The organism is Nocardiopsis salina YIM 90010, assembly GCF_000341025.1.
Taxonomy (GTDB): Bacteria; Actinomycetota; Actinomycetes; order Streptosporangiales; family Streptosporangiaceae; genus Nocardiopsis; species Nocardiopsis salina.
In genome coordinates this window covers 1-13,239 of the sequence record NZ_ANBF01000019.1, presented here as the reverse complement: position 1 = coordinate 13,239, position 13,239 = coordinate 1, and the positions used below count along the sequence as shown (strand labels likewise).

The following is a 13,239-nucleotide window of genomic DNA, read 5'->3' as shown; positions in this document are numbered from 1 at the left end:
CCCGGTGCGTGCCGGGATCCACGCGCGCGGCGGCCCCACCCCCGGACCTACACCTGGGACGGGGCGGCTCAGTCGGTCGGCACCACGTTGATGAGCTTCTTGTTGACGAACTCCTGGATCCCGGCGGCGGAGAGTTCCTGTCCGTAGCCGGACCTCTTGGTGCCGCCGAACGGCAGGTCCGGCCTCGTCCAGGCCGGGTGGTTCACGAAGACCATCCCGGTCTCGATGCGTCGGGCCACCTCCGCGCCGTGCGCCGGATCCCCGGTGAACACCGACCCGCCCAGGCCGAACGTGGAGTCGTTGGCGATCCGTACCGCGTCGTCCTCGTCCGTGGCCACGTGGAACAGGGCCACGGGTCCGAAGAACTCCTTGTCGTGGACCGGGTTGTCCCGCGTGATGCCGGTGAGGATCCTGGGCTGCGCGAACGCGCCCTCCTCGGGCACCGGATCACCCGGTGTGATGAGAGACGCCCCGTTGTCGACGGCTTCGGCGACGAGCTCGTCGAGGTCGTCGGCCGCGCTCTGCGAGGACAGGGGCGGCAGTGTCGTCGCTGTCTTGTTGACGGTCGTTGTGATCCGCATAGACGACTGAGTCCGGACTGTCGGCTGCACAGGGAGTGCACACCGGAGCACGTCCGGCAGTGGGGGCGGACCCATGCTGCGACCACCGGCCTCGCCCCCGGCTGCCGGTCCGTGACTCCGTGCTGTCCTGAGCCGTGCCGGCGATGACGCAGCCAGGGGCGACCGGCCTGCAGGCGTGTTCGAAGGCCGGGACGTGGCGACCGTGATACCCGATCCCGGCCACACCTGAGCGGCCATCCACTGTGCGCCTGCAAGATAATTGCAGTTCTTGCGTCTTCTTTCAGTGCTCGTAGGTCGGTCTGTTCCACAAGGGTCGCGGTCTGGTTACCCTTCCATATTGCCTGGTCATTAGCTTGTTCCTGCCCTCCTTGGTCGCGCGCACGGGGCAGGGTGAAGTGTCGGCGTGGCCGGATGGGGCCACAAAAAGCGGTTGCAGCAACCTAAGTACTTTCGTAAGGTCTTGCACGTACTTGCGGTCTAGTTTGCGTGGCAGACGGGGCACCTAACGGGAAGGAAGTGCATGGCAACCTCCGAGCTGATGACCGACCCGAACGGCCGCCCACCCCTCGTCGCTGCTCGAGCCGCGAGGCCGGGGGCTCACCGTCGAACTCGCGGACGGAACAGTCCTCTTGGACGCCGTCTCCGGTACTTTCAACCTCCCCCTCGGATACAGCCATCCCGATGTGGTCATGGCTGTCCAAAGGCAGATGGGGGAGGCGGCGCACCTCTCATCGGAGTTCACCAAGGAACGCGCACGCGATGTCCTCATTCCGCTACTCGAGCATGCCCCTGAGGGGATTTCCAGCGCCTGGGTGCGCGACCTGACAGGCTCAACTGCGAACGAATGCGCCATCCGGATCGCGCAGAAATTCACCGGAAAGTCAGAGGTGGCCAGCCTGTTCCTCTCTCATCACGGCCAGACCCTGGCCACCACCGGTGTATCGGGCAACGCCTTCCGCCGCTCTTTCTTTCCTGCGTCGCACACGGCCGGGATGAAGTTCCCTGCTCCCTACTGCCATCGTTGCTTCTACGGGCAGTCGCCGAAGAACTGCGGCTTGCTCTGCGCCGAACGTCTGGATGACTTCATCACTTTTGCCAGCACAGGATCGGTCGCCGCCGTGATCGTCGAACCCGTGCTCGGTAACGGAGGGAACATCGTTCCTCCTCCCGGGTATTTCGAGCGTCTGCGCGAGATCTGCGGCGACCACGGGATCCTTATCATCGCGGATGAGGTACAGACCGGCCTCGGCCGGTTGGGGGACGTATTCGGGTCGCCGGTCGTCGGCCTCCGCCCGGACATCATCACGTTGGCAAAAGGCTTGGGTGGCACCGGTGTCCCGATGGGTGCTGTTCTTATGCGTGAAGAGCTGGACGTGCTGGAACCGTATGATCATTCCTTCACCTCGGGAGCGAGCCCACTCGGCCTGGCCGCTGCCGAAGCGACCATCGGCGTTGTCACAGAGGAAGAATTCCTGGTGGACGTCAGGAGGAAGGGCGAGCTGCTCGGTGGCCAGCTCCGGGAACTCGCCGCCGGCTGCGAGATCGTCAGCGATGTTCGCGGGCTGGGGATGATGTGGGGCCTGGAGATCTCGGACCGGCAGGGGAATCCAGATGTAGAGGCCACTCGTGCCGTAATCTCCACCGCGAGGGAAGAGGAGTCACTCATACTGCGGCCGTCCAGGTACGGGTTCGGCAACACTGTCAAGGTTCGCCCTGCTTTGATCGCCTCTGAAAACGAGATCGGAGAGATCGTAGACAGGCTGGGCAGCGCTCTTCGGAAGGTGGGGGCGGCGCGATGAGCGAGTTGGTGTACAAGGCCCCCTGGGAAGTCGAGTTGCGGGGTTCTGCAGAGCCGGAGCCCCACGGCCCTCTAGACGTAGTGGTTTCGATCGAGGCGGTCGGCATATGCGGCACCGACCTGGGAATCGTGTCCGGGACGTATCCTGCGGCGCGCCCGCCGGTGGTCCTCGGCCATGAAGCGAGCGGAACGGTGCGCGGGGTCGGCTCGGCAGTCACGGACCTCCGCCCCGGAGACCGAGTAGTGATCGACCCGACCTATTCGTGCGGGCATTGTCGGATGTGCACAACCGGCCGTCCCAACCACTGCCTGCGCAAGGAGGGCACAGAGCGCGGGGTCAGCGCGGATGGGGCTTTTCGTCCGTTCTACCTGGCCGAGCGTAGGTTCATACACCGTTTCTCTGAGCAACTGGACTTCGCCGCTGCAGCACTGACCGAACCACTGAGCTGCGCTCTCACCGGTGTTGCCCAGGTGAACCCGCGTACTGATGCCTCAGCGGCGGTCATCGGGGCGGGACCGATGGGGCTGCTCTACAGCCACGCTCTTGCCACACGGGGCGTGGTCGGCTCGCTGGTGGAGCCCTCCCGGGCAAGGCGGGAACTCGCTGAAGAGGCGATTCCAGCGCGGTGGCGCATAGTCGAAAACCTGGACCGCGTCGTGGAACAGACACCCCATGGTCATGTTGCTGAACTCGGCATCGATTTGATCGTGGACACCTCCGGCCGCGCCGTAGAACCCGCTCTGCAACGCCTCGCCCGAGGAGGCCAGGTGTTAGCAGTAGGTCTGGGGGGAGGTGCGATCGCCGTGGACCCCGGTGTTTTCGCCGATGAGAGCAAGCGGATCGTGGGGTCCATCGACTCCCTCGACGGCAGCTTCGCGGCGGCGCTCGACCTGATCGAGTCCGGCCGCCTACCGGCGAACGCGATCGTCTCTCATACCTTCGCCCTCTCCGATTACCGCCAGGCGTTCGGCGAACTGGGAGTCGATCTGAGGAGGAGAAGGAGGATGGCGCCGGGCGCGGCGCTCAAGGTGGTGCTGAAGCCGTGATGGGCCCTTCAACGCACGCCGTCGTCTTCGACTGCGATGGGCTTCTTCTGGACACTGAACCTTGCTGGGAGAGAGCGGAGCGTGGACTGCTGGATCACCTCGGCGGCACATGGGACGGTCGCATCCGTACGCAGACGCGCGGTACCTCGGTCGAGGCGACAGCGGTATTGCTGACACGGATCGCGGGGGCAGATCTCCCCGTCGACGACGGTGTCCGGATGCTGGAAGCGCGCTTTGAGGCGGAGTTCGTGCGCGACTACTCGAACCTCCTGATGCCGGGGGCAACCGATTTGATGGACGTGCTCACCGGCACCTCTTTGGCCGTGGCATCGAATACCCCACTGCCCATTCTGGAACGGCTGCTCCGGGCGTCGGGGCTGCGAGAGCGCTTCACCGCTGTCGTCGGCGCCGGCGGCGCCATCGCCCCAAAGCCTGCCCCGGACGTCTACACGGCCGCGTGCCGAGCCCTGGGTGCGCCGCCCGACACTGCTCACGCTTTGGAGGATTCGCAGCCGGGCGTGGACGCGGCCCGAGGCGCTGGTCTCAAGGTGACGGGGGTCAATTCCGACCCCGGAACCGAACTGACCGGCTGCCGCCGCGTGTTGACCCTGCATGCGTTGATGCCCGGGGCGGCGGGAAAGGCGGGGCTCGCGCATGGCTGAACCGACGGACACGGAAGCCGCGCCCGCGCGGGCTTCCGCCAAGGTTCGCAAGGCGCACCTTGCCATCGGCGTCGCGTTCACTGTGAACGGGATGCTATTGGGCTCGTGGGCGCCGCGAATACCGGAAGTGCAGCAGTATCTCGGTATAGGACACGGCCACCTGGGCCTGACACTTTTCGCTCTCGCCGTCGGCAGCCTCATCGCCATGCCGGCGGCCGGTTGGGCGATGGTACGCACCGGGAGCGCGAGGGTGCTGGCAACCGCTGCTATCGCCGCGTGCCTGCTGCCGGGGACGGTGGGCCTGGCAACGTCGGCTGCCGCGCTGTGGCCGATCCTGTTCGTCTGGGGGGCCGCGCTCGGCGCCATGGACGTCGCCATGAACGCGCAGGCGGTCACGGTGCAGCGACACCATCCCCGCAGCGTCATAAACGGAATCCACGCGTGCTTCAGCCTGGGAGGACTTATCGGTGCCGGCGTCGGCACGGCAGCCGCGATCCTCTCCGTTCCCCTCGGATGGCATCTCGCGCTGGTCGGTATCGCATGTTTGCTCGGTTACACCATGTCGATGCGTCATGCACTTACCGATTCGCCAGCGTCAGATCGGCCGGATCCCCCACCTGAACGGGTGTCCAGGAGCGGTGCCGTCGGCGGCGAAAGCCGCCTGCCCCTACTCGGTGCCATGGCGGTCCTGTGCGCGGCGTCGTTCGCGGCGATGCTCGCAGAGGGAGCGGCGACCGACTGGTCGGCCGTCCGGCTGACAGAGGCGGGCGCTGCCACGGAAACGGCGGGGCTTGGGTACACGGCTTTTGCGCTGACCATGTTCCTGGGACGAGCTCTAGGGGACTACGTTGCGCAACGCATCGGGAACGAGCGCATGGTTGCTTTTGCTGCCCTGTGCGGTTGTGCGGGGACCGTTCTGGGATTTTCCCTGGACGGCCCCTTCCCGGTAATGGTGGCATTCGCCTCCTTGGGCATANGTGTCGGCTGCCGCCGTCACGGCTATCAGTACAAGTGGATATGTGGGAATGCTCGTGGGGCCCGCGTTGATCGGACTTCTGGCGGAATTCTCGGATGTCGCTGCTGCCCTGTGGTTGCTGCCGGCACTCCTGTTCCTCGGGTGCCTTCCCGCACTCAAGGGTCTGGCGAAGGCCAAGATTGAGAAGGATGGAGGACATTATTATGTACCGTGACGACGTCGGTGCCTGTTTCGGTCTGTCGAAGTGGTCCTGGTTCAACCCTCCGAAGCTGTGGGAGCCCGAAGGCGACGGCCTGGTCGTCGAGGCCGCTTCGGATTCTGATTTCTGGGTGACCACATACTACGGCTTCGTGCGCGATACCGGACACGCGTTGCTGCGCAGGGTGCCTGCAGATTTTTCTATGAGTACGACCTTCCGAGGGGATTACCGGGAGCAGTATGACCAGGCAGGTCTCCTGCTGCGTCTGGATGGGCAGAACTGGATCAAGACGGGGATCGAATACGTCGACGGCCGCCAATATATCAGCGCGGTCGTAACACGGGATGTGTCGGACTGGTCGGTCGTGCCGTTGGAAAAAAGCAGGGCCGCAGACGAGGTCTCCGTAAAGATGCGTCGGGCTGGGGACACCGTCACTATCTCATACGGATTCGGTGAAGATGAGCCTGAAATGCTTCTGCGGCTCGCATACTTCCCTCAGGGTGTCGATGCCGACGCCGGGATCATGTGCGCTGCTCCCCAAGGGAAAGGATTCAAAACGCGATTCACTTCTTTGAAACTGCACCAATAACAGATCCCGGGCACATCGGCAGAGATCCTGTCGGGGGCGATGCAATTCGCAACTCCTGATGATCCTGCGGAGTTGAATTTGCAGGTCAGTGAGGTGTGGTAGGCAGGTAGGTCCAGAACCTCCAAGAGATGGATTTTCTTGATCCACCCTCGCTGGCCTGTACAGGGATCGTATTTCTTGGTGGGCATGCTGGGCCAGGGCTCATTGAAGTGATCCGAGCGAGTTTTATGTCAGGCGCCCGTGCTCGAATCCTCCAGGACCTGCGGCAGCTGGTCCTCGAAGTAAAAATGTCCGCCGGGCAGCACCCTCATGCGGAAATCGGAATCGGTCTCTTCTTCCCACGGGCGGACGGAATCGACCGGAACGCGCGGATCACGGTCGCCGGCGAGCGCGATGACCGGGCATGCGAGTTCTTCCCCCGGTGTGTATTCGTACCCCTCGAGCATGAGGAAGTCCGCGCGCAGGGCCGGACGGGCGAGTTCCAGTAGCGCGGGGTGCTGCAGTACCGGCGATGCTCCCTCGGACAGCAGGCGCAGGTCCTCCGTCAGCGCCGCGTCGTCGGCCTCCCTCGCAGACGGTGTTCCCGGCGGCGGCCAGGGCAGCGAGGGGGCCTGGGAGGCCGATACGAACAGGGCCGCCGGCTGCCTGCCCTCCTTCTCCAGGCGCCGTGCGCTCTCGAAAGCCAGAACGGCGCCCATGCTGTGCCCGAAGAGCGCGAACGGGGTTCCTTCGGCGAGCTCCGGCGAGATCTTCTCCACCACCGTGTCCACTCGGTCATCGACTACCTCCTGCGGCCCTGCGCCGGTGTGTGTTCCACGTCACCCGGGCGCCCGGATTGACATCGGGTCCCACATTGCTCCTAAGGTAAACTTTGCCTAAGTAAGGCAAGGCTTGCTTCATCAGAGCAGTCATGGTGTCACACAGGAGGCGTTGCGCGTGGATGGGACCGGTGGTTCGGTAGGGCTCGTCATCGGAGCGGCGAGCGGTGTCGGCCGGGCCGTCGCCCGGACCCTGGCCGCACAGGGGATCCGGGTCGCCGTCGCCGACGCCGACCGGGACGGCCTCGCCCACACCGTGCGGCTGCTGGAGGAGCAGGGGCACAAAGCCTCCGCCCACGAGGTCGACGTCACCGACACGGCGCGGGTCGAGGCCCTCTTCGACGAGGTCGAGGACGGCACCGGACCCGTCACCGCCGTGGTCAACGCGGCGGGGGTCCTGGCCACGGGGCCCGCCGCCGAGTGCACTGACCACGACTGGGACCGGATGATCGCGGTCAACGCCACGGGTGTCTTCGCCGTCGGCCGCGCCGCCGCACGCCGCATGGGTCCCCGTGGCGAAGGTGCCCTGGTCACGGTCGCCTCCAACGCCGCCGGGGTTCCCAGGTCCGGGATGGCCGCCTACGCGGCCTCCAAGGCGGCCGCCGTCGCGTTCACCAAATCCCTCGGCCTGGAGCTGGCCCCCTCCGGCGTGCGCTGCAACGTGGTCTCGCCCGGCTCCACCGACACCCCGATGCTGCGGGCCATGACCGCCGAACCCGAAGCCCTCGTCCAGGGCGACGCCGACAGCTTCAAGGTCGGCATCCCCCTGGGCCGCCTCGGCCAGGTCGAGGACGTCGCCGAAGCCGTGCGCTTCCTGCTCTCCGGCTCCGCCCGCCACATCACCATGCACGAGCTCTACGTGGACGGCGGCGCCACCCTGCGCTGAGCCACCGCTGCGCCGGCCCGGAAATCCCCCCACGCGGACCCCGCTCCACCCGCCGCACCGCTCCCGCGTGCCCGAACACAGAAAGGCCCCCACGCATGCCCCAGCGCACCGTCGCGCCCGCAGCCACTGCGGATGAACTCCTGAAGGCCTACCGCCCAGATGACTCGTTCTTCTCCACCCCGACCGGGGCCCTCCACGGAACCGGTGCGCTCGCCACCGCCGACCGGCTCGACGACATCCCCGCCGTTCTCGCCGACGCCGGGGAGAACGCCGTCGCCGTGGGCGCGGTCCCCTTCGACGCCACCCGGCCCGCCCACGTGGTCGTCCCCGAGACCGTCCAGTGGTCGCCGTCCCCGTCCCGGGAGAGCGCCGCCAACACCCGCTGGGACGCCCTCGCCGGCACGTGGAGCCTGACCTGTCACCCCGAACCCGAGGCGCACGTGGCCGCCGTCGAGCGTGCCGTCAAGGCCATGGCCGAGGACCCCGGGCTGCGCAAGGTCGTGCTCGCGCGGTGCCTGCGCGCCGAGAGTACCGAGGAGGTCGATGTGGCCACCGCGTTGGCCAACCTCCTGCGGCGCGACCCGACCGCCTTCGTCTTCGCCGCCAACCTGCCCGAACGCGGTGACGGGGTGCGCACCCTCCTGGGCGCCAGCCCCGAACTCCTCGTCTCCAAGCGCGGCGGGCGGGTGGAGTCCAACCCGCTGGCCGGATCGGCGCCGCGCAGCGCCGATGCCACCAAGGACCAGCGGCGCGCGGTCGGCCTGCTCACCTCGTCCAAGGACCGCCACGAACACGCCGTCGTGGTCGACGCGGTCGCCGACGCGCTGTCCCCCCACTGCCGCAACCTCACGGTGCCCACCGAACCCGAGCTGGTCAGGACCGCCACCATGTGGCACCTGTCCACCCGGATCAGCGGGGAACTCACCGACCCCGACGTGCCCGCGCATCGGCTCGCCGCCGACCTGCACCCCACCCCCGCCGTCTGCGGCAGCCCCACCGGCCGGGCGTTCGAGACCATCACCGGGCTGGAGCCCTTCGACCGCGGCTTCTACACCGGTGCGGTCGGCTACACCGACGCCGCCGGCGACGGGGAGTGGGTCGTGACGATCCGCTGCGCCGACGTGGCCGGGCGTTCCCTGGACCTCTACGCGGGCGGCGGTGTGATGCCCGAGTCCGAACCGGAGGCCGAACTGGCCGAGACCTCGGACAAGCTGCGCACCCTGCTGCTGGCCCTCGGAGTGGACGGAACCGCCTGAACATGAGCACCACCGACCCCCGCACCCCCGCGCCCGGAACCACCGCCGGCACCCGCCGCCCCGGACCGGTCGCCGCCGGCGACTGGACCCCCTGGCCCGAAGAACTGGCCGAGACCTACCGGCGGGCCGGGTACTGGACCGGCGAGACCTTCCCCGCCTTCCTGCGCGACCGGGCCACCCGGTTCTCCGAGGCGACCGCCGTCGTCGACGGGGACACCCGCTGGACCTACGCCGAGCTGGACCGCCGGGCCGACTCCCTGGCCGCGGGCCTGGCCCGCCTCGGCGTGGCCGAGGGCGACCGCGTCGTGGTCCACCTGCCCAACACCGCGGCGCTGCTCGAGATGGTTTTCGCCCTGTTCCGCCGCGGCGCACTGCCGGTGTACTCGCTGCCGGCCCACCGCAGGAGCGAACTGGTCCACCTGGCCTCCACCGCCGAGGCGGTCGCCCTGGTCACCACCGACACCCACGCCGGCTTCGACTGCCGCCCCATGGCCGCCGAGGTGCGCGAGGAGGTTCCGAGCCTGGAACACGTCGTCGTGGCGGGCGACCCTGGCACACCGGCACGCGGCACCGTCGCCCTCGAGGAGCTGCGCGCCGAGCCCGACCCGCTCGCCCTGGCCGACCCCGACCCGGGCGAGGTCGCCTTCTTCCAGCTCTCCGGCGGCACCACCGGGCTGCCCAAGCTCATCCCCAGGACCCACGACGACTACCTCTACTCGGTCCGCGCCAGCGCCGACATCTGCGCACTCGGCACCGACACCGTCTACCTGGGCGCCCTGCCGATCACGCACAACTTCCCTATGAGTTCGCCCGGGTTCCTCGGGGTCCTGCACGCAGGCGGCACCGTCGTGCTCTCACCCGACCCCAGCCCGGCCACGGCCCTGGCCCTGATCGAGAAGGAACGCGCCACCCTGACCTCGGTCGTCCCGCCGGTGGCCATGCTCTGGATGGACGCGGTCGAGCGCGGCTCCCAGGCAGAGCGCGACCTGTCGTCGCTGCGTGTGCTCCAGGTCGGCGGCGCCACCTTCCCCGAAGAAGCCGCCCGCCGGGTCACCCCGGTCCTGGGATGTGCGCTGCAGCAGGTCTTCGGCATGGCCGAGGGCCTGGTCAACTACACCCGCGACGGCGACCCCGACGAGGTGGTCACCGCCACCCAGGGCCGCCCGATCAGCGCCCACGACGAGGTCCTGATCGTGGACGAGCACGACGTCCCCGTTCCCGACGGCGAACCCGGACACCTGCTCACCCGCGGCCCCTACACCATCCGCGGCTACTACCGGGCCCCCGAACACAACGCCGCCGCCTTCACCGCGGACGGTTTCTACCGCACCGGCGACATCGTGTGTCGGTACCCCTCCGGCAACCTCGCCGTCGCGGGCCGCGCCAAGGACCAGATCAACCGCGGCGGGGAGAAGATCGGCGCCGAGGAGGTCGAGAACCACATCCTCGCCCACCCGGCCGTGCACGACACTTCCGTGGTCGCTCTGCCCGACCCCTACCTGGGTGAACGCACCTGCGCCTACATCATCCCGCGCGGACCCGCGCCCACCCGGAGCGAGATCCTCGCGTTCCTGCGCGAACGCGGGCTCGCCGCCTACAAGATCCCCGACCGCGTCAGCTTCGTCGACACCTTCCCGGCCACCGCGGTCGGCAAGATCTCCAAGCGCGACCTGCGCGGCACCACCGACCAGTCCGGAGCACAGTGATGGCCCTGCCCACCATCGACCCCTACCCGCTGCCCACCGCCGACGAGCTCCCCGGCAACCGCGCCCCCTGGACCGTGGACCCGGACCGCGCGGTCCTGCTGGTGCACGACATGCAGCGCTACTTCCTGCGCGCCTACCCCGAGGGCGCCCAGCCTGTGGCCGGTGCCACCGCCAACATCGCCGCCCTGCTCACCGCCTGCCGCGCCGCCGGGGTCCCGGTCGTCTACACCGCCGAGCCCGGGGACATGACCTCCGAACAGCGCGGCCTCGAGGCCGACTTCTGGGGCGGGGGCATGCGGGCCGTCGACGAGCACACCGAGATCGTGCCCGACCTCGCCCCCGAACAGGACGACCTGCTGCTCACCAAGTGGCGCTACAGCGCGTTCGCCCAGACCGACCTGGCCGAACGCATGGCCGCCCAGGGGCGCGACCAGATCGTCGTCACCGGCGTCTACGCCCACATCGGCTGCCAGCTCACCGCCGCGGACGCCTTCATGCGCGACATCCAGGCGTTCATGATCGCCGACGCGCTGGCCGATTTCGGGCCGGACCAGCACCGTTCGGCCCTGCACTACGCCGCGGGGCGGTGCGGAGCCGTCTTCACCACCGAACAGGCCCTGAGCGCGCTGCGGGCCGCCCCGGTGCCCGCCGGCAACTGACCCGTCCGTCCCCGGCCCGGCAGGGCCGTCCCCCACCCCGAAGGAACCACCGTGTCCCGCAACGACCAAGACCCCACCGTCCACGACCTCGTCGGGGTGGGGTTCGGCCCCTCCAACCTCGGCCTCGCCATCGCCCTCGAGGAGCGCCGGACCCAGGGCGCCACCCCGGAACTGTCCGCCGTCTTCCTCGAGAAGCAGGACACCTTCGGCTGGCACCAGGGCATGCTCATCGAGGACGCCACGATGCAGGTGTCCTTCCTCAAGGACCTGGTCACCACCCGCAACCCCTCCAGCGATTTCAGTTTCCTGTCGTACCTGCACCACGTGGACCGCCTGCACGACTTCATCAACCACAAGACGCTGTTCCCGCTGCGCCAGGAGTTCCACGACTACATGGCCTGGTGCGCCGGGCGCGTGCAGGACCAGGTCCGCTACGGCCAGGAGGTCGTGGAGGTCCTGCCCGTGCACTCGGGTGAGCGCATCACCCACCTGGACGTGGTCTCCCGGGACGCTGCGGGGGAGCGCACGGTCCTGCGCGCGCGCAACGTCGTCTTCGGCCCGGGCCTGCGGCCCCGCATGCCGGAGGGTGTGGAGCAGTCCGCGCGGATCTGGCACAACGAGTACCTGCTCACGCGCCTGGACGAACTGCCGTCCAAGGCCGACCCGCGCTCCTTCGTGGTCGTGGGCGCCGGGCAGAGCGCCGCCGAGGCCGCCGACCACCTCCACCAGCGGTTCCCCCGGGCACAGGTCCACGCCGTCCTGTCCCGGNTACAGCCCCTCCGACGACAGCCCCTTCGCCAACCGCATCTTCGACCCCGAAGCCGTGGACGCCTTCCACTCGGCGCCCGAGGACGTCAAACAGCAGCTCCTGGGCTACCACGCCAACACCAACTATTCCGTGGTCGACCCCGACCTCATCGGCGAGCTCTATCGCCGCCACTACATGGAGAAGGTCCACGGCACGCAGCGCCTGCAGCTGCACAACACCTCGCGGGTGACCGGGCTCACCGAGAGCACGGAGGGCGTGGCCGTGGCCGTCGAGGACCTGATCACCAGAAAGCAGACCCCGGTCCCCGCCCACTACGTCGTCTTCGCGACCGGGTACCACCCGGCCGACGCCAGACCGATCCTCGGGGGTCTGGCCGACCTCCTGGCCACCGCACCCGACGGGCGTCCCGCCGTGGACCGCGACTACCGGGTGGTCACCGACGACACCCTCACCTGCGGCCTCTACCTGCAGGGAGGCACCGAACACACCCACGGGGTCTCCGCCTCCCTGCTGTCCAACATCGCCACCCGGGTCGCCGAGATCGTCGACTCCGTCGCGACCCGTACCGCGGACCGCTGAAGCGGGCGCCGCAGCCGCCGATCGACGAACGAAGAGGAACCAGCCACACCATGGCCGATCCGGTGACCACACGAACAGCTCTGACCGGCGCGCAGACCGGGGTCTGGTACGCCCAACAGGTCTTGCACGGCAGCGCCGACTACAACGTCGGCCAGTACGTCGACCTGCCCGGTGACATCGATCCCGTGTTGTTCGAGGCCGCCTTGCGCAGGGCGGTCCGGGAGACCGAGACACTGCGGGCCCGCATCGTGGCCGAAGACGGACCGCACGGAGCCGAGGACGCGGGCACCCCCGTCCAGGAGATCCACCCGGACCCCTCCTGGGACCTGGCGGTGCTCGACCTGCGCTCGGCCGACGACCCTCGCGGAGCTGCCCTGGAGTGGATGCACGAGCAGATGTCCACCCCGATCTGGGGTACCGGCCGCCTGCTCTTCACGTTCGCGCTGCTGCGCGTGGCCGACCACCACTGGATGTGGTTCCAGCGCTACCACCACATCCTCGTCGACGCCTACGCGATCAACATGGTCAACCGGCGCGTCGCCCAGATCTACACACACGGGAACGGCCAGAGCACACCCGCGCCCCGCAGCCGGACCCTGGCCGAGGTCGTCGCCGAGGAGCAGGCCTACGCCGCCTCAGAACGCAAGGACCAGGACCGGCAGTACTGGACCCGCACGCTGGAAGGGCGCCCCGAACCCGCTGTGCTCGGCACCG

General features: G+C 68.4%; 11 protein-coding genes and 2 pseudogenes. 11 read left to right on the top strand and 2 right to left on the bottom strand.

The annotated features are described in order from the left end of the window. Positions 1–68: 68 nt before the first annotated feature. Positions 69–581 (bottom strand): aldehyde dehydrogenase family protein, encoded by a 513-nt coding sequence (locus D474_RS0101865; protein ID WP_017611898.1) that lies wholly within the window; start codon positions 579–581, stop codon positions 69–71. Positions 582–1,153: 572 nt separating this feature from the next. Here D474_RS0101865 and D474_RS0101860 point away from each other — a divergent pair. From D474_RS0101860 to D474_RS0101845, 5 genes are all read left to right on the top strand, one after another. After that, entirely contained in the window at positions 1,154–2,380 is a 1,227-nt protein-coding gene (locus D474_RS0101860) for an aspartate aminotransferase family protein (protein ID WP_026118091.1), read from the top strand. Continuing rightward, positions 2,377–3,426 (top strand): zinc-dependent alcohol dehydrogenase, encoded by a 1,050-nt coding sequence (locus tag D474_RS30760; RefSeq protein ID WP_040702952.1) that lies wholly within the window; start codon positions 2,377–2,379, stop codon positions 3,424–3,426. The genes D474_RS0101860 and D474_RS30760 overlap by 4 nt, the downstream gene beginning before the upstream one ends. Beyond that, positions 3,426–4,088, top strand: coding sequence for an HAD family hydrolase (locus D474_RS27360; protein ID WP_239646981.1), 663 nt, complete (start codon positions 3,426–3,428; stop codon positions 4,086–4,088). The genes D474_RS30760 and D474_RS27360 overlap by 1 nt, the downstream gene beginning before the upstream one ends. After that, positions 4,081–5,247 (top strand): MFS transporter, encoded by a 1,167-nt coding sequence (locus tag D474_RS31580; protein ID WP_152476579.1) that lies wholly within the window; start codon positions 4,081–4,083, stop codon positions 5,245–5,247. The genes D474_RS27360 and D474_RS31580 overlap by 8 nt, the downstream gene beginning before the upstream one ends. Positions 5,248–5,252: 5 nt before the next feature. Further along, positions 5,253–5,852, top strand: a complete 600-nt coding sequence (locus D474_RS0101845; RefSeq protein ID WP_017611894.1) for a DUF1349 domain-containing protein — start codon at positions 5,253–5,255, stop codon at positions 5,850–5,852. Between the two features lie 230 nt (positions 5,853–6,082). On the opposite strand, the pseudogene D474_RS27355 reads toward D474_RS0101845, so the two are convergent. After that, positions 6,083–6,631 (bottom strand): annotated as a pseudogene (locus D474_RS27355) (thioesterase II family protein); the annotation flags it as partial. A 157-nt stretch (positions 6,632–6,788) separates the two neighbouring features. Here D474_RS27355 and D474_RS0101835 point away from each other — a divergent pair. From D474_RS0101835 to D474_RS27345, 6 genes and pseudogenes are all read left to right on the top strand, one after another. After that, the gene (locus D474_RS0101835; RefSeq protein WP_017611892.1) at positions 6,789–7,556 is read left to right on the top strand and encodes a 2,3-dihydro-2,3-dihydroxybenzoate dehydrogenase; all 768 of its coding nucleotides are present in this window, start codon (positions 6,789–6,791) and stop codon (positions 7,554–7,556) included. 95 nt (positions 7,557–7,651) lie between these two features. Further along, positions 7,652–8,812 (top strand): isochorismate synthase, encoded by a 1,161-nt coding sequence (locus D474_RS0101830; protein WP_017611891.1) that lies wholly within the window; start codon positions 7,652–7,654, stop codon positions 8,810–8,812. A 2-nt stretch (positions 8,813–8,814) separates the two neighbouring features. Further along, entirely contained in the window at positions 8,815–10,518 is a 1,704-nt protein-coding gene (locus D474_RS0101825; protein ID WP_017611890.1) for a (2,3-dihydroxybenzoyl)adenylate synthase, read from the top strand. After that, positions 10,518–11,177, top strand: coding sequence for an isochorismatase family protein (locus tag D474_RS0101820; RefSeq protein WP_017611889.1), 660 nt, complete (start codon positions 10,518–10,520; stop codon positions 11,175–11,177). Before D474_RS0101825 ends, D474_RS0101820 begins: the two co-directional genes overlap by 1 nt. Positions 11,178–11,228: 51 nt before the next feature. Next, positions 11,229–12,525: pseudogene (locus D474_RS27350) on the top strand (lysine N(6)-hydroxylase/L-ornithine N(5)-oxygenase family protein). Between the two features lie 62 nt (positions 12,526–12,587). Beyond that, positions 12,588–13,239 (top strand): condensation domain-containing protein (locus D474_RS27345; RefSeq protein WP_204367099.1); only part of this gene is annotated, 652 nt, incomplete at its 3' end.

Bases quoted from the DNA above. Each gene is read 5' to 3' on its own strand.
- D474_RS0101830 (WP_017611891.1), top strand. From the start codon at position 7,652: ATGCCCCAGCGCACCGTCGCGCCCGCAGCCACTGCGGATGAACTCCTG.
- D474_RS0101820 (WP_017611889.1), top strand. From the start codon at position 10,518: ATGGCCCTGCCCACCATCGACCCCTACCCGCTGCCCACCGCCGACGAG.
- D474_RS0101865 (WP_017611898.1), bottom strand. From the start codon at position 581: ATGCGGATCACAACGACCGTCAACAAGACAGCGACGACACTGCCGCCC.
- D474_RS0101825 (WP_017611890.1), top strand. From the start codon at position 8,815: ATGAGCACCACCGACCCCCGCACCCCCGCGCCCGGAACCACCGCCGGC.
- D474_RS0101845 (WP_017611894.1), top strand. From the start codon at position 5,253: ATGGAGGACATTATTATGTACCGTGACGACGTCGGTGCCTGTTTCGGT.
- D474_RS30760 (WP_040702952.1), top strand. From the start codon at position 2,377: ATGAGCGAGTTGGTGTACAAGGCCCCCTGGGAAGTCGAGTTGCGGGGT.
- D474_RS27360 (WP_239646981.1), top strand. From the start codon at position 3,426: ATGGGCCCTTCAACGCACGCCGTCGTCTTCGACTGCGATGGGCTTCTT.